We start from the raw sequence: 16,703 nt of genomic DNA, 5'->3' as shown, positions 1-16,703 counted from the left end.
GAGGCCTTCATGACCTTCATGCGGTCGGTCGAGGGCGACACCTTCGATGGCGGCGAAGGGGACGACCTGCAGCTTGGCAGCTTCCGCGCCGACCACTTCATCTTCGACGCCACCGACAGCGGTCGGGACCGGGTCCTGCAGATCGACCCGTGGGATACGATCGAGCTCACCGGCTTCGGCTACCAGAGCCGCAGCGAGGCGCTCGCGCAATTCTCGGAGGTCGGTCGCGACACGGTCTTCGCCGACGGGGCCGTGAGCGTGGTCTTCGCAAACAGCACCCTCGAGAGCTTCGACGACGTCACGTTCCTGCTCTGAGTAGGCGGCAGCGTATCAAGGCAGAGCCCGGCCTTCGGGCTCTGCTTTCCGAGATCCAAGGCGCCAAAGGGACCGACAGAAGACACGCAGGCCTGTGCGTTTCTTCCGGCGCATCGACCGCGTGTCCTCCAACCTCTCGCCTGCAACCAGCCGCTTCAAGCGAGGCGAAGATCACCCCGAGGCGGCGATGGCCTCGGCCATGATCGAGAGCCCGAGGTCGATGTCCTCGTCGCTGGTGGTCAGCGGCGGTGCGATGCGGAACACCGCGCCCATGGCAGGGATCTTCACGATGTTCATGCTGAGGCCGCGCTTCATCGCCTCGGCGGCGATGCGGTCGCCACGGTCGAGATCGGGGGTCTTGCTGGCCCGGTCGGTGACGATCTCGATGCCCAGAAGCAGCCCGCGCCCGCGCACATCGCCCACGCAGTCGAAGCGCTGCATCAGCCCCTCGAGCCCCTGCCGCAGACGCGCCCCCGCGACCCGCGCGCGCGCTGTCAGCCCGTCGCGCTCGAGCACGTCGAGCACGGTCAGACCCACCGCCGCCGGCAGCGGATCGGAGACGTGGGTGGTGAGGAAGATGAACCCCTTGGCATGCGCCTTCTCCTCGATCTCGGTGCTGGTCAGAACCGCCGAGAGCGGCAGCCCCGCCCCGAGGGTCTTGGACAGCGTGAGGATGTCAGGGGTCACCCCGTCGCGCTGGAAGGCGAAGAGATCGCCGGTGCGCCCGACACCGGTCTGGGCCTCGTCGAGGATGAGCAGCATCCCACGCTCTTCGCACTTCTTCTTCAGAGCTGCGAGATAGCCCTCGGGCAGCTCGATGATGCCGCCCGAGGACAGGATCGGCTCGGCGATGAAGGCGGCGAGGCTGCCGGTGGACTGGCTGTCGACCTGCGCGAAGGCGTCGTCGAGCTCGGTCTGCCAGTCGAGGCTGCCATCCGCATGGGTGAAGCGCGGGCGATAGGCGTGCGGCGCGGGGATGGCGAAATTGCCGACCGAGGCCGGGCCATGGCCCCGGCGCGCCGAGCTGTAGGTCGCCCCCGCCGCCGCCCCGGTCATGCCGTGCCAGCTTTTCGAGAAGGCGACGATCTCGTGCCGCCCGGTGACCGTCTTGGCAAGGCGGATCGCCGCCTCGTTCGACTCGCCCCCGGTGGAGAGCAGCAGCACCTTCTCGAGCCCCGGCACCATGCTGCCGAGCCGGGCGCAGAGATCGACCACCGGCTGCGAGAGCATGCCGCTGAACAGGTGATCGAGACGACCGATCTGCTCGCGCACGGTGCGCACGATGTCGGGATGCGAATGACCCAGCAGCGCGCTCATCTGTCCGGAGGTGAAATCGAGGATCGGCGCGCCGGCGGCGTCGTAGACAAAACTGCCCTCGGCCCGGTCGATCAGGCGCGGTTCGAAAACCGGGCCGTAACGCATCACGTGCCGGTCGATCCTGTCCTGCATGAGATCGCTGCCGCCGGCCTGCCTTGTGTCGCCTGTCATCTGCATCCGCTGTCATCCTCGTTGCTGTCGGGCGGATCCTAGCCTTGGACATGGTATTTGCAAAATTCATAATACTGGGACCCGAATCGAGTTTTTCTCATGTCACAGCCCGCTCTCGACATTCCCCTGCTGCGCAGCTTCGTGGAGGTCTCGCGCGCCGGCTCGATCCGCGCCGCGGCGGACCGGGTCGGACGAACGCAATCCGCCGTCAGCCTTCAGATGAAGCGGCTCGAAGAGGTGGTCGGAGAGCCGCTGTTTCACCGCACCGGCTCGGGCGTGGTGCTGACCCTTGCGGGAGAGCGGCTGATGGCGGGGGCGGACCGGATCCTTGCGGCCCATGACGATGCGCTGGCAGGGTTCCGGGTGAACGGGCTGCGGGGCGCGATTTCGTTCGGCTGCCCCGAGGATTATCTCAGCGCCTTCTTCCCGCCCCTGCTGCGGCGCTTCGGGCAGGAGAACCCGGCGGTCGAGATCGAGATCATGTGCGCGCCGACGGTCGAGCTGCGCCCGATGCTGCAACGGCGGCGCATCGATCTGGCGCTGGTCTCGAACCCCGCCTCGGAGGCGGATGGTGCGGTGCTGCGCCGCGAGCCGCTGGTCTGGATCGCCGGCGCCGCCGGGGCGCCCCTCCCGGCGGATGGCATACTGCCGCTGGCGCTTTCGGGGCCGGAAACGCTCGACCACCGGCTGGCCCGGGCGGCGATGGAGGCCAGCGGGCCGCCGTTTCGCATCACCCATGCCAGCAACGGTCTTGCCGGGCTTCTGGCCATTGCCCGTTCCGGCCTCGCCGTGAGCGTCGTGACCCGGGCCGCGGTGCCGCCCGATCTGGAGATCGTCGAGGGCGGGCTGCCGCCCCTGCCCGAGATCGGCATGGCGCTGGCCTACGCCTCGGCCTGCCCTGCCCCGCCGGTCCGTGCCTTCGGAGAGTTCATCGCCCGCGAGCTCGGCGCAGGGAGCGTCTGACCGCCCCCCGCGAAAGTCTCGACCGGTGCGCAAGGTCGGACGGCTGGACCAGTCAGCGGCTCCCCGGCTTCAAAAGCATCGCGATGAGCCACTCTGGTCCCGCCCTCCTGCGCCACGCAGATCGGTATCGCCCCGCCACTCTCGGGCCGGTTGCGTGCCCCGGGGAACCGCCCGGCCACCCTGCGCGAGCCCCCTGCCCTGCGGCTCCATGCCTCTTGACCGATCTGCGCAGGCGGTCACACTCTCTCAGGTCAGGAAAAGATTTGTTTCTGGAGCGTCTCAGCATTCAAGACAGGGTCATTCGCCTCATGTCGACCAGGATTGAGCCAATCACCGAACGAGATCAGATCTCGCAGCTTCTGAGCGATGCCGGCTTTGTGCCGGTCGATTATCACGGACGGCAGAAGAGCATCGCAGACCGGTTGCGCATCGATCTTGACGCCCTTTTGTCCACGATAGACCACATCCCGCTTTGCAATCACGGCAGCGTGCACCAGCGCGGGCGCAAGCGCATGGCCGCGCGCATCGCCGAGACCCGCCCCAAGTTGGAGGCCATTCTTCCGGGGATCGTCGAGCGCAACACGGCCTGTTTCGAAAGCCCCGGCCAGGTCGAGCTGATGTCGGCCTGCATCATCCCGATCGTCGAGGACCTGATCGGCGGCATGGTGGGCTATCGCATGTCGATCTCGCCGGAAACCAGCTTTGGCGGCCTCTTCAGCGCAACCATCGGCCCGGCCAGACGCCGCAAACTGAACGCGGCGCTCGACGGCGAGGTCCAGTCGCTGATCGCTCAGGGCGCGAGCCGGGACGAGGCCTTCGACTCGGTCGCCTTCATGGTGCTCGGCCGCGATGCGCTGCGCGGCACCATCGGGGCGTCGCTGGCCGAGATCTTCGAGGCGTCTCCCGGCGTCCCGATACAGGACATCGATCTTCCGGATCAGCCGACGCGAACCGGCGTGCCCTTCATCGACCGAAGAGCGCATCCCGACCGCGCGGATGCCGCATCCGAACCCGACCGGCGGGCGATGCTGGACAGTTTCGAACCCGATGCGGGCGCACGGTTCTTCGGCATCGGCTCCCACACCTGCCTGGGCCGTCCGATCTCGCTTCGGCTCTGGACGCTCCTGATGCAGGACCTCGCCCGGCGAAATCCGCGGGTGCGGCTCCTCGAACTGTCGATCGGGCGGTTCGAGCCGTTCCATTGCCCCGAGACGCTGATGGTGGAGGTTCTGTCATGACCCGCATCCTGTCGCCTGCAGACATCATCATCGTGACCGCTCTGAAGGGCGCCGGCATCCTGCCGGACGAAGGCGCCGCAGCCGACGCCCTGCAGAGCGGCACGGATGTGCGCTTCGACGCTCTCGACATGGACAGCCTCGACCGGTTCGAAGCGATCATGCATATCGAAGAGGCCTTCGATATCGAGCTTGACGATGACGAGGTGACCCGCTGCGCGACGGTCTTCGAATTCTGCGATTTCGTCGCAGGCCGCCTGCCCGCGGGCACCGAGGCGCCGGGTTGACCACGGCGGCGATGGTCCGGGGCCCCGAACTCGGCCTGGTCCGCCCGCTGTCGCGTCAAGCCGTTCCCGGCGCGCGCCCGTTCTACATGATCGGCGGCATCGGTGGGCATGTTCAATGCTACAGCCCCTTGTGCCGCGCCCTGCGCGCGGAGCGGCAGAGTTTCGGCGTGATACAACCGGTCGCGATCGGAGACGCGCCGCTGTCGCATTTCGACGACTTTGTCGCGCCGATGACGGCGGCCATCGCCGAACACGGCGATGCGCAGCGGCTGCTGTTCGTCGGACACTCCTTCGGCGGGCTTGTCGCCTACGAGATCGCCTGCCGCATGGCGGCAGAGGGCCGGCGGGTCGGCGTGGTCATGCTCGACACCCTCCAGCCTCACGGCCTGCGCCAATCCACCCTCAGAGCCTATACCTGGCTGCGGGCACGGGCGCCATTTGCCCCGGTGGCGACGGATCGCGAAAAGCTCGGCCCGAGAGCCGAGTGGATCTCGAAGCAGCAGCTCTGGCTGGCCCGCACCTACGATCCGCCGCGCTCCGACGTCGCCCTTGCCATCCTGTGCGCCTCGACCCGCGGCCGCATGGATGACCTGCTGATCGGGATGGACCGCCAGTGGTCGCGCCGCGCCCGCGTGGTGCTTGTCCGCAAGGTCGCCGGCACCGACCACAAGAACATCTCGGGGCCGACCACCGGAGCGGCGCTTCGAGACGCGCTGGATGCTGTCGAATCCGCGCTGTCCTGACCGGCCCCCTCCCCCGACAAGCCAGCCCAGCGCCACGCCAATATCCCGGAGGATCCGACCCTGGAGGCAGGTCGGCTGCGCTACGGACCGGCCCCACCCGATCAGGTGCTATCATCGAATCGGCTGATCCGATAATCTCACCGGACGACCTATATTTTTTGCACGTCAAGTCCGCAGGCTGAGACATTTCGCGGCTGTGACCGGGGCGCAACCATAGGCTGATCGAAGGTTATTTCGCCCCTCACGATCACCGCAAAGCCGGGCCTCTCGGTCGATTGGCGCCTCGAGTAAGGCGCGCACTGGATTACCCGGCCGGCCCGTCCGGCCTTTGGCACGTTCTGCGTGTCCGTAAATTTTGCAAGTCAGGGAGAGTAGGATGAATCTTGCGTTTTTTGGATCGGATGGAGATTTCTTCGAAGCTGCATTCTTCAATTCTAATACCGGGGATTTCAGCCCGGACATTCTCAGCAGCCAGCCAAACCGGATCGTCATTCGCAACCCGAGCACCGGCTATCAATCCACCGCGACCGGCACCGGCTTCGACCTCTCCACCACCCCCGCCAGCGGCACGATCACCAGCATCGAGGTCCGTGACAGCGGCCAGCGGCTCGTTGCGAGCCTCACCGGGATCTCGTGGGGGCTGCAGGCGTTTTCGGATGCCATTGACGATTATTTCGACGGAAACTCCGCCCCGCTCGGCGCGCTGCTCAGCCAAAGCCCGCTGACCATCGACGCCGGCAATGCCATTTTCGGCGCCGAGTTCGATCTTCCGGACGTCACCTCGAACATCACCTTCATCGGCAGCCCGTTCGAGGACAGGTTCGGCGGCGGGTCCGGCAATGACCGCTACAGCCCCGGCCAGTCCGACAACGGCGAACAGATTCGCGCCTCGCCCGGAAACGACGTCTACGACTTCAACGCCATCCAGGACAGCACCTGGGTCGACATCTCCTACTCGCGGCTCGGCAGCGGTGTGACCCTCGGCCTGAACGAGGCCGCCAACACCGCCACCGTCAACAAGGGGCCGAACGGGGCCGACACGATCCTGAACCCGCGCGGCATCATGCTGGCCGATGGTCTGAACATCAGCGCCACCCGCAATGCCGACACCTTCAATATCACCACATCTCCCGACGGCGGCTTCCTCGCGATCTCGCCGCTCGATGGCAACGACACGATCAATGCGACGCTGCAGGCCGGCACTCTGCGCCTCGACTACATGTGGTACGAGCCGACCTCGGGGATCGTCGCCAACCTTGGAAACGGTGTTGTCACCAATGACGGCTTCGGCACGCGCGATCAGCTCAACCTGACCTTCGACGGCGGGCGCTTCGAGATCCGCGCGACCAACCTTTCCGACAACATCGTCGGATCGAGCGCCGACGAGCGCTTCATCCTTGGCGCCGGAAACGATTTCCTGAATGCGGCAGAGGGATGGGACACGCTGCGCTTCGACCGCTCGCGGGTGGAAGGCGGCGTGACCGTCGACCTGCGCGCAGGCACCGCGACCGGTGTCTGGGACGGAATGAACTTCAACCACACCATCAGCGGCATCGAGGAAGTGCGCGGCTCCTTCAATGGCGACGACGTCATTCGCGGATCCGCCGTGGGCGAGTACTTCGAGGGCAATGACGGCAACGACCTTCTGGACGGGCGCGGCGGCGATGACGAACTGCGCGGGAATGACGGGAATGACACGATCATCGGCGGAGACGGGCGCGACCGCCTCAGAGGCGGCGACGGCAATGACCGGCTGGACGGCTCGGGGGGCAGTGCCGAGACGCAAGGATATGGCGATGAATTCGTTCCGGGCCTCGGCTCCGACACCGTGATCGGACACGCGGGTCTGTTCGCGACGGATGAGTCGGCAGATCTCGCGTATTGGGACGTGTCCGGCGTCGGTGGTCTGACCTTCAACATTGCTGACGACGGCTCCGGCACCGTTGTCAGCGGCACTCCGGGTCTGGTCAACGACAGCTTCACCTATATTCGCTGGTTCACCGGCTCACAGGACGCGGACGTATTCAATGGCTCCGGCATGGATGAGGGCTTTCAGGGCCGGCGCGGCGCTGACGTCTTCCACGGCAACGCCGGCTACGATCAGATCATCTATGACGCAGAGCATTGGGACGGGGCGGTGCATGGCATCGTGGCGGACGTCGCCGCCGGAACCGTCATCGACGGCTTCGGCTTTACCGACCGGTTCACCGGCATCGAGCGGATCCGCGGTTCGATCTTCGACGACGTGATGTCGGCAGAGGGCGCCGCGCAGAGCATCCAGTTCCGCGGCGACGACGGCAACGACTGGCTCGCCGGTAGCGCCCACAACGATGTGCTGCGCGGGGAGAACGACGACGACATCCTGCTGGGCGACGGGTTCGAGGCAAGCTACGCGCCCGACGAGGCCGGGGCCGTCTACCGCCTCTACATCGCGACGCTGGCCCGGGAGCCGGATGCGACAGGATACGGCAACTGGACCGAACGCCTCGCGATGGAAAGCCGCACGCTGCCCGAAGTGGCGACCGGCTTTGTCGCCTCGCCGGAATTCCAGGCCACCTATGGTGCCCTGGACAACGCGGGCTTCGTCACCCTGCTCTACAACAACGTTCTGGAGCGCGATCCCGACGCACAGGGCCTGCAAAACTGGGTGGCTCGTCTCGATGCGGGCATGTCGCGCGCCGAAGTCGTCCTCGGGTTCTCGCAAAGCCCCGAGTTCATCAATGAGATGAAGAGCGCGGCGGACAGTTTCGAGACCAGCCACTCGCAGGCCGCCTGGGGCGATGATGTCTACCGGCTCTACCTCGCGACGCTCGATCGCGAACCGGACATCACAGGCTACACCAACTGGAGTGCCAGACTGGCGAACGGCATGGAACTGACCAGCGTGATCGACGGCTTCGTGAAGAGCCCCGAGTTTCAGGCCACCTATGGCAGCCTCGACAACAAGGGCTTCGTGACCCTTCTCTACAACAACGTGCTCGATCGCGATCCCGACGCCACCGGGCTGGCAAACTGGGTCGCCCGCCTCGAAGACGGGATGAGCCGGGCAGAAGTGGTTCAGGGCTTCTCGCAGAGCGCGGAATTCATCGCGAAGACAGCGCAGGCCTTTGCCGACTGGAACCGCAGCCTCGACCATGGCGCCGGCTGGGCCGAGCAGGACTGGATCGACGGCGGCAGCGGCTACAACATCCTCGCGGGCGGGCTGTTCTCGGACGGCTTCCACTTCGAGCAGTCGGAAGACGGCGCGCATGTGGTGCTCGATCTCGAACCCTGGGATTACATCAGCTTCGGCGATTTCGGCTATGGCGACGGGAACGATGCCATCGCCCATATGTCGCAGGACGGCGCCGATGTCGTGTTCGCGGATCAGGGCGTTACGGTGAGGTTCCTCGACACCCAACTCCCCGCCATCGACGCAGAGATGATCTGGACCTGATCCCCCTGAGCGGGGCACGCGCGCCGCTCGTGCCCTGCAGCACCGGGTCTCGGGGCGCCGCGCGTCCCCTGCCCGGCATCACGGTGCCGCGGGAGGGGGCGCTGCCCCTTTAGGCGCATCCCAGGTCTCAGGTCCGCCGTCGCGAGCGGTGCCCCCTGCCTACCGTGCATCACACGCGGCAGACAGGGCGGCGCCGCTCGCGCGACCGTCGCACCCGGGCCCTCAGACCAGGATCATGTCGGACCCGACCTCTCCAAGCTGGGTGTCGAAGAAGGTGACCTCGACCCCCTGATCGGCAAAGAGAACGTCACTTCCGGACTGGGTCATATGGGCCAGCGCCGCATCGGCATCTGCGTATCCGAAGCCCTGCAACGACACGTAGTCCCAGGCTTCGAGGTCGAGCACCACATGACTGCCGCCATCGCCCTGCGCGAAGCGGAACTCGTCGGCAAAGACGCCGCCCGCCACGATGTTGTCGCCGCTGCCCGGGAGCAGCAGATCATGCGCCGGCGTGCCGGTGCCGTGATCGAGCCCGCGGATCCAGTCCTTGAGATCGCCCGCCGTTCCGGCGACGAATTCCGGGCTCTGCGAGAAGCCCAGCACCACGTCGGCCCGGCTCATGCCGTCATCGAGCCGCTGGGTCCAGTTCGCCAGCCCGGTGGCATCGGGCTCGCGGTCCAGCACGTTCCGATAAAGCAGCGTGACAAAGCCCTCGTTGTCGAGCGCACCGTAGGTGGCCTGGAACTCGGCACTGTTGACGAAACTCGCCGACACGACAGAAAGCTGCATGCCATCCACGAGCCGCCCCGACCAGTTGGAGAAGCCCTGCACATCAGGCGCCCGGTCGAGCGTGGCCTGATACAGCCGGAACACGTCATCGCCCCAGGTCACCGCCGACTTGCTGCCCGTGAAGGCACGGGCGTCCGCGGCGGTTTCGGACACGAATTCCGGACTTTGCGAAAAGCCCAGGACAACCTCGGCCCGGCTCATGCCATCGTCGAGCCGCTGGGTCCAGTTGTTCAGACCCGTGGCATCGGGCCCCCGGTCCAGCACGTTCAGATAAAGCAGCGTGACGAAGGTCGCGTTGTCGACTGCGCCATAGGTGATCTGGAACTCGGGGCTCCTGACGAAACCGTCGGCCACCTGCAGCAAGCTCTGCTCGCCGGTGAAGAGCCGCTCGGTCCAGTTGGAGAGACCGGTCACGTCGGGCGTGCGGTCGAGCGTCGCCTGGTAGAGCCGGTACACCGTCGCTGCGACCTCCGGCGCGTAGATCGCGTCGAACCCCTCGCCGAAGAGATAGTCGTTGCCCTCGCCACCGTCGAGCACGTCGCCGCCGGCATGGCCGAGGGCCGTGTCGTTGCCCTCAAGGAGAGATATCAGATCGCGGCCCTCGCCGCCCTCGCGGCGGTCATCGCCCTCCGTGCCTGTCCGTTCGCCAGGTGAGGGCTGCACCACGCCGCTGCGTGCGACGACGCTCTCGTAGGTGCCCTGCCCGTCGATGTAGCTGACCGTGAGGGTCAGAGTCGACCGATAGTCCGCGACGGTCGGCACGTAGCTTGCCTCTCTCGAGAGCAGCAGATCGCCTCGGTTCCACTGGTAGGAGAAGCTCCCAAGTCCGTCCGGATCGCTGAGCCCGCTGGTGTCTGCCTGCAGCGCCGTCCCGATCTCGGCGTAGCTGCCGATCGACACCGCACCCTCGGGCGGATCGTTGACATTCTCGACCTGCGTCGCGGTCTCGGCGCTCAGGATCTCTTCGGTCTGGAAAAGATCGGTATAGCGAACCTCGACCGAGACGACGGCGCCGACATCGGCCTGCGTCAACACGTAGCTTGCACCAGTCGCGCCGACAATCGCGCTGCCGTCCCGCAGCCATTGATAGCTGAACTGTGCGTAGTCGAGACCGTCCGGATCGGAGATCGCGCTGACATCTGCGGTCAACTGGACGCCCTGCCGCGCCGCGCCGACAATCGCCACCGCGCCGGTTGGTCCGGCGTTGCGCCCGAGCCCTTCGAAGGTGAGCGAGCCGCCTCCGTCGAACGCCACGCGGCGGTTGCCGTCCGCGTCGAGCCCGACCGTCCACGCCGCGATCTCGGCCTCGGTGAAATCCAGCTCCAGCCGGTCCTGACCGAGGCGGAAATCGGTGATCGTGTCATCGCCCTCCCCCGGCGCGATCTGAAAGACGTTGCTGGTGGCGTTTTCGGTGCCCCCGGTGATCAGATCGTCGCCGGCGCCGCCATCGATGGTGTCGTTCTCGGAGCCACCGTCGATCGTGTCATTGCCCGCGAGGCCCGCGATCATGTCGTAGCCGCCGCCGCCCTCGATATGATCTCCCTCCGCGCTGCCGGTGATGGTGTCCTCACCGCCCAGGCCGAATATCGCCATCGGCGCCGCGGCGGCCACGATCTCGCGGTCGCAATTGCAGCGGACGTCCTCCGCCATGAAGGTCTGCACCAGCACGTCATGCTCGTTGCCGTCGGTGGCATGCCCCTGCCACACGCCGAGGATCGCGCCGCTCCCGAGCGTCACGAAATCCGGTGCCGTGTTGTAATAGTTCGTGCCGTTGTCTCCGGAGGCATTGATCGTGAAGAGATCGTCCACCTGCTGGCCGTAGATATCGAAGCGCAGGCCAAGCGTGGAATAGGCCGGGGTGAAGCCGCCCCCGTCACGCAAGGTAAAGAGAAATCCGTTGTCCGGCGCCGCCACCACGTTCGGGGTGTAGTAGTAGCGGCCGAGAGACATTTCATCGGTCAGCGCATTGCCTTCGGCATCGAAGCGCCGCCAGTACGTGTCGTTGCCGGCGTTCCAGATGAGGACGAAATCGCCTCCCGCCAACGCCGCCACCGCCGGCGTTCCCACGTGCTCATCGACCGTGGTGTTGGCGATGAAGGACGACACCACCTGGGTTCCGGTCTCGTCGAAGATCTGCACCCCAACGCCGGCGTGGTCGCTGTCGTTGCCCTCGGTCGTGTAGCCCATCCGGGTCACCACCACGAACTGCCCGTCCGCAAGCGCCGCGCTGTCATAGACATAATTGCCGCGGTCATAGGAATAGGAGCCGGTGTCGATCCACGGGGCGATCGGCGCAGGATCGGCAAGGGCCTGCCCGTCCGCATCGAAGACCTGCGCATAAACCGTCCCGGCTCCGATGTATTCGGCGAGAATACCCGGGTAGCCGGCGTTCCAGATGACCGCGAAGCCACCGGTGTCGAGCGCCACCAGCGTCGAGGCGCCGTAGCCGCTGTCGCTCACCGAAACCGTAACGTCGCGGTCGCCCGCAATGGTCCGGTCGGGCAGATCGATCACGTCGTCCGTCACCAGCGCCCCGGTGGTGTCGTAGGTCTGGACCCGGAGGTCGTTGGCCTCCTGATCCTCGAACGCGAGCGCCCAGCCTCCATCGGCGAGCCCGACCGCGTTGACCCCGACACCACTTTCGTCGTCGGGACCGCGATAGACGATGACGGGATCGCCCACGGCGTTGCCATCTGCGTCGTAGCGCTGGCTGAGAAGGTCGTAGCCATTGGCCACGTTCGGGTCTCGCTGGCTCGCCCAGGCGACGATGGCGCCGCCATCGCTCAGGGCAGCGATGGCCGGTTCAAGCTGTTGACCGCTGCTGTCCCTGTCCGGACGCGTGGCCCCAGCCGTGGAAATAAGTGAATACGTCAAGATATGCCCCCTCCTTAAAAACCATGCGCCCCCGAAGAGCCGCATGGCCATCTCCCGAGTATATACGACATTCCGATTTTCACACTGATTTGAAGCAATTCCGCATCGTTGCGACTGCGGCAGCTTCGCGGCGCCCCTCGCGTGATGGCCGAGGGACCGGTCTTACCGATCCAGCCGGCGCAGGCGTCTTGACAACCAGCTTGCAGGGCGCGATGGGCCGTCTCCAGAAGGGCGGAGCGGTCCTCCGAGGCGCGCCGCTCTGGCTGCGGTCCGCGCTCACCGGTCCGGCATGACAGAGCGCGCTCATGACCCGGGTCGCCCTGCACCGTCCCCGCCCCCGCAGCAGCTCCGAGCACCGGGATCCGGCGAGATGCTTTTTCTACCCGCCTGACGGTAGTCGTGCTAAGAACAGAAACGCTTTTTGATAACGATTGGAGCCGCCGATTTTCGCGGCTCCGCCCGGGCCTTTCGCCATTGCGGGCGGTGTTTGGAGAATTGATTAGATGGGTCAGCAACTTGACACCTACAAGCAAGGCATAGACCGGACCAACGAGACGCTCGGCGACGTGAAGGCGCTGACCGATCAGATCGCGAGCGGGATCGGCGTCGCGCAGCTTGGCATCCTGGCCTACCAGCAACTCGAGGAATCCACGGAAAAGACCAATTACGCGCTGGTCGCCGTGAAGGCGCTGCTGGGGGTGGTCGGCTATATCACGCCGCTGAAGACGCCGGTCAACGCGCTCAAGGCGACCGTCGCCAAAGTCGAGAAGACCACCAGCGCGGTCGAGGACGATCTCGAATCCATCAGCAGCAAAGGCGACGACAAGGGCCCTGCCGACAGCAAGATCATCGACAACCTTTCGGGCTACCTCACCAATGCCGGTTATGCGGTCGATGCGGTGCGCGATCCGATGACGCTGAAGCTGCTGCAGCTCGAAACCGCCTCGCTTGCGTTGGCCAATTTCCAGCGTGCGCTCGCGGCAGCCGAACGCGACGGCGAGGGCTGGAGCGGCAATTACACCGCGCTCGCGGCGGCGGTCGAGGCGCAACTCGCGGCGCGCAACGCGCGGCAGCAGGAGGTGACGACCCTCGATGCCACGGTCAACACCGATCTCGGCGCCCTTACCGACACCTTCGACAGCATCGATTTCAGCGCCATCACCGATGCCTACGCAAAGCTCGAGGCCATCCTCGGCTCGCTCACCTCGATCACCGAGCCGCTCGCCGCCGCGCGCACCGTGGTCGATCCGATCCTCGGCCTGCTGAACACGGCCGATGCGCTGAGCGCGCTGATCGTGGACCCGGTCATCGAGTATGTGCTCGAGACAATCGGCCTCGACACGCTGGTCGACATCGTCACCGAGCAGCTCGAGACCCTCCTGCCGCCGGGCAGCTTCCTTGAGGGGCTCGACCAGCTCGCCGCAGATATCCGCGACGACCTGCTGGCCTATATCGAGGGCCAGCTTCAGAGCGCAGACCTTCTGGACCTGATCGAAGAGGCCTATTTCAACAACGTTGTCGGCAATGCGGACTCCGGTCCGACCGGATGGGGCAGCCGAACCGCCGACACGCTGCGGGGCGATTCCGGTGACGACATCCTTGACGGTCTGGCCGGAGACGACGAGATCCTCGCCGGGGCCGGCAACGACGTGATCATCGCCGGCGACGGGTCCGACTATCTCTACGGCGATGTCGGCGACGACCTGTTCTATTTCGACGCCAGCTTCACCGAATACGAGATCTCGCGCGATCCGGACAACGACCACATCATCGTCAGCCATCTCGCGCCGCAGACCAGCTTGAATACCGGCATCGACACGCTCGGCGGGCTCGACGACACCGACCATGTCGTGTTCACCGACATCACCTTCACCGGCGCCGAGCTGAAAAGCGCGATCATCGGCGGCTCGATCCTCGACGGGACCAGCGGCGACGATCTGATGTTCCTGAACTCGACGGGCCTGCTCGTCGATGGCGGGTTCTACTTCGCCCGCGGCTTCGATGGCGACGACCGGATCTTCGGCTCGACCGAGGACGACCGGCTCGACGGCGGCAATGGCAACGATGTTCTGATCCCCGGCCTTGGCGATGACGTGGTGAACGGAAACGCCGGGGTCGATACCTTCCAGGTGCTGTCGGGCGCCCGGAGCAAGCTCACCATCGACCTGATCGACGGCACCTCCTTCGGACAGGGGCGCGACACGCTCAGCAGCATCGAGAACGTGCTCGCCTCGCCGGATCAGGATCACAAGATCCAGGGCAACGAGGCCGCGAACACCATCTACACCGGGGACGGCATCGACGTCATCAGCGGCCGGGGCGGCGACGATCTGATCGATGCCGGCGGCGAGGACGATTACATCGTCGGAGGGTCCGGCTCGGACGTGATCCATGCCGGTGCCGGAAACCGCGACGTGATGATCTCGGGCAGCGCCCCGCAGGCCGGCGTCAGCGACACCTATATCGGCGGCGAAGGCACCGATATAGTGTCCTATTCGAGCAACTCGAACACCATCAAGTTCGACATCAACGACCAGGGCGATGACCCGTCGATCCTGCAGGAACTCAAGGACTACCTCAGCGATCAGCCCAGCTCGGGCACGATCCGCTATGTCGCGGGCACCGATGTGGTCGAGCGTTACGACGACGCCGGCACTCTGGTGGCGCGGGATGTTCTCGACAGTGTCGAGGGGATCGTCGGCTCGGACGGCAACGACAGGCTCTTCGGGCATGTCGACACGTTCCTGCTGCATGGCGGCGGCGGTGACGACACGATCCGCACCGGGGCCACGCAATATATCGAAGGCGGCGATGGCGACGATCTGATCTATGCCGAGACCAGCGAGGAAAGCGTCGGCACGCGCCAGATCGACGGCGGCGCCGGGTATGACACGCTGCTGCTCGAAGAGGTCGGCGACGCACGCTGGTTCTACCGCATCGAAAGCGCCATCGCCCTGACGCTGCGCGCCCACGCCATCACCGTGCAGGGAGACGATCTGCGCAACGCGCGCGAGGTCTTCTATGCGATCAAGCCCTACAGCATCGAAGAGATCCAGCTTGGGGATTACGACGATCACCTGATCTACGAGCCGGGCGGCACCAGCCTTTCGGCGTTCTATCTGCATGGCGGAAACGATCGCTTCGACGCCGAGAACGGCTTTGCCGAGGTGTTTGCCGGGGACGGCAACGACATCGGCAATTTCGACGGCGGTGGCGGCGGCATCTTCCACGGCGAGGCCGGCGACGATTACGCCGTCTTCGGCGACACCGACCGCGACAACCAGGCCCAGATGGGCGCCGGCGAGGACTTCCTCGAAATCAAGCGCTTCTTCGGACATGCCAACGGCGATACCGGCTATGACCGGATCGCGTTCAATCTCAGCTACGAGTCCCGCATCGAGGCAGATCTGGCCGCCGGGACCGTGGTGTCCTTCAAGGGCGCCTCGGCCCCCACCACCGTCACGAATTCCGTCGGCATGACTCTCGAGAATTTCGAGGTGCTGATTGCAACGCCCTATGACGACCTGATTTCCGGCAGCGGCATTGCCGAGCAACTGATCGGCCGCGCCGGAGACGACACCATCGAAGGCGGCGCCGGAGACGACAAGCTCTATGGCGGCCTTGGCGCCGACTCGCTCTACGGCGAGGCCGGAGACGATCTGCTGCACGGCGGCCCCGGCAATGACAGGATCGACGGCGGCGCCGGGCGCGACACCGCCTCCTACGCCTGGGCCCGTCCCGAAGCCGAGGACGGCGCGCTCGTGGCCGGCCAGTTCGGCGATGTCACCGTCGATCTCGCGGCCGGGATCGCGACCGGCAATTTCGGCACGGATGCGCTGGTCTCGATCGAAAACGCCATCGGCGGCGGCGGGGATGACCGGCTCATCGGCACCGATCTCAACAACATGCTGTCGGGCGGCGACGGCAATGACAGCCTTTCCGGCAATCTGGGCGACGACATCCTCGTCACCGGCGGCGGCGACGACACCGCAGATGCCGGAGGCGGCAATGACCGCGTCGTCGTCGGGCTCGGCACCAACACGCTCGATGGCGGTGCCGGGATAGACACGCTCGATTTCGGAACGGTGGACGGTCGCATCGAGGTCGATCTCGGCACCGGCGACTACCGCGCCAGCATCACCATCCAGTCACCGCGCTGGTCGGACCGCGATCTCGACAATGACGGCACCGACGAACGCACCGGAACAGAGGCCCGCATCTATGATGGCGTGGCGCTCACCCCGCAGCTGGTGCTCGAGGCCGAGCCCTATCACGCGAACAGTGCCGACGACCTGACGCGCGTGCTGCCCGACGCCTCGGACCCGGCCTATGGCGATTTCCTGATCGAACGCGTCGATGTCATCCGCTCAGCCACGGGCAGCTTCAGCGGGTTCGAGGCCGTGGCCACCGGCAGCGGCGACGACCGGCTGCATGGCGACGACTCCGCCAACCGACTGTCCGCCGGCGAGGGAGACGACACCGTCATCGGCAGCGCCGGCGCCGATGCTCTGACCGGAGACGCCGGCGACGACCTGCTGATCGGCGGCGACGTTGCGGATGTCTCGACCGAGAC

Annotated in this window: 8 protein-coding genes and 1 pseudogene; 7 read left to right on the top strand and 2 right to left on the bottom strand. The window is 66.0% G+C overall.

The features are described from left to right. Window positions 1–315 (top strand): annotated as a pseudogene (locus AC6RA4_RS13435) (hypothetical protein); the annotation flags it as partial. Window positions 316–486: 171 nt separating this feature from the next. Here the strand turns inward: AC6RA4_RS13435 and AC6RA4_RS13430 are convergent. After that, window positions 487–1,809 carry an aspartate aminotransferase family protein gene (locus AC6RA4_RS13430; protein ID WP_500161085.1) on the bottom strand — a complete coding sequence of 441 codons (1,323 nt, stop codon included), beginning with the start codon at window positions 1,807–1,809 and terminating at the stop codon, window positions 487–489. Between the two features lie 93 nt (window positions 1,810–1,902). Here AC6RA4_RS13430 and AC6RA4_RS13425 point away from each other — a divergent pair, with 93 nt between their 5' ends. From AC6RA4_RS13425 to AC6RA4_RS13405, 5 genes are all read left to right on the top strand, one after another. Continuing rightward, the gene (locus AC6RA4_RS13425; protein WP_500161083.1) at window positions 1,903–2,766 is read left to right on the top strand and encodes a LysR family transcriptional regulator; all 864 of its coding nucleotides are present in this window, start codon (window positions 1,903–1,905) and stop codon (window positions 2,764–2,766) included. A gap of 308 nt (window positions 2,767–3,074) precedes the next feature. Then, window positions 3,075–4,004, top strand: a complete 930-nt coding sequence (locus tag AC6RA4_RS13420) for a hypothetical protein (RefSeq protein WP_500161082.1) — start codon at window positions 3,075–3,077, stop codon at window positions 4,002–4,004. Then, entirely contained in the window at window positions 4,001–4,288 is a 288-nt protein-coding gene (locus tag AC6RA4_RS13415; RefSeq protein ID WP_500161080.1) for an acyl carrier protein, read from the top strand. Before AC6RA4_RS13420 ends, AC6RA4_RS13415 begins: the two co-directional genes overlap by 4 nt. Then, window positions 4,285–5,031, top strand: a complete 747-nt coding sequence (locus tag AC6RA4_RS13410; protein WP_500161078.1) for an alpha/beta hydrolase family protein — start codon at window positions 4,285–4,287, stop codon at window positions 5,029–5,031. The genes AC6RA4_RS13415 and AC6RA4_RS13410 overlap by 4 nt, the downstream gene beginning before the upstream one ends. 376 nt (window positions 5,032–5,407) lie before the next feature. Beyond that, window positions 5,408–8,467 (top strand): DUF4214 domain-containing protein, encoded by a 3,060-nt coding sequence (locus tag AC6RA4_RS13405; RefSeq protein ID WP_500161077.1) that lies wholly within the window; start codon window positions 5,408–5,410, stop codon window positions 8,465–8,467. A gap of 222 nt (window positions 8,468–8,689) precedes the next feature. Here the strand turns inward: AC6RA4_RS13405 and AC6RA4_RS13400 are convergent, their stop codons facing one another. After that, the gene (locus tag AC6RA4_RS13400; protein ID WP_500161075.1) at window positions 8,690–12,130 is read right to left on the bottom strand and encodes a DUF4214 domain-containing protein; all 3,441 of its coding nucleotides are present in this window, start codon (window positions 12,128–12,130) and stop codon (window positions 8,690–8,692) included. Window positions 12,131–12,633: 503 nt separating this feature from the next. On the opposite strand from AC6RA4_RS13400, the gene AC6RA4_RS13395 reads away from it, so the two are divergent. Beyond that, window positions 12,634–16,703, top strand: a 4,070-nt coding sequence (locus AC6RA4_RS13395; RefSeq protein ID WP_500161074.1) for a calcium-binding protein, incomplete at its 3' end; no start/stop codon positions are given.

The sequence above is a fragment of the Salipiger sp. genome, assembly GCF_059781815.1.
Note: the sequence above shows the minus strand (reverse complement) of the source record. Positions and strands in the feature narration are given on the sequence as shown.

Bases quoted from the DNA above. Each gene is read 5' to 3' on its own strand.
- AC6RA4_RS13405 (WP_500161077.1), top strand. From the start codon at position 5,408: ATGAATCTTGCGTTTTTTGGATCGGATGGAGATTTCTTCGAAGCTGCA.
- AC6RA4_RS13415 (WP_500161080.1), top strand. From the start codon at position 4,001: ATGACCCGCATCCTGTCGCCTGCAGACATCATCATCGTGACCGCTCTG.
- AC6RA4_RS13430 (WP_500161085.1), bottom strand. From the start codon at position 1,809: ATGCAGATGACAGGCGACACAAGGCAGGCCGGCGGCAGCGATCTCATG.
- AC6RA4_RS13425 (WP_500161083.1), top strand. From the start codon at position 1,903: ATGTCACAGCCCGCTCTCGACATTCCCCTGCTGCGCAGCTTCGTGGAG.
- AC6RA4_RS13420 (WP_500161082.1), top strand. From the start codon at position 3,075: ATGTCGACCAGGATTGAGCCAATCACCGAACGAGATCAGATCTCGCAG.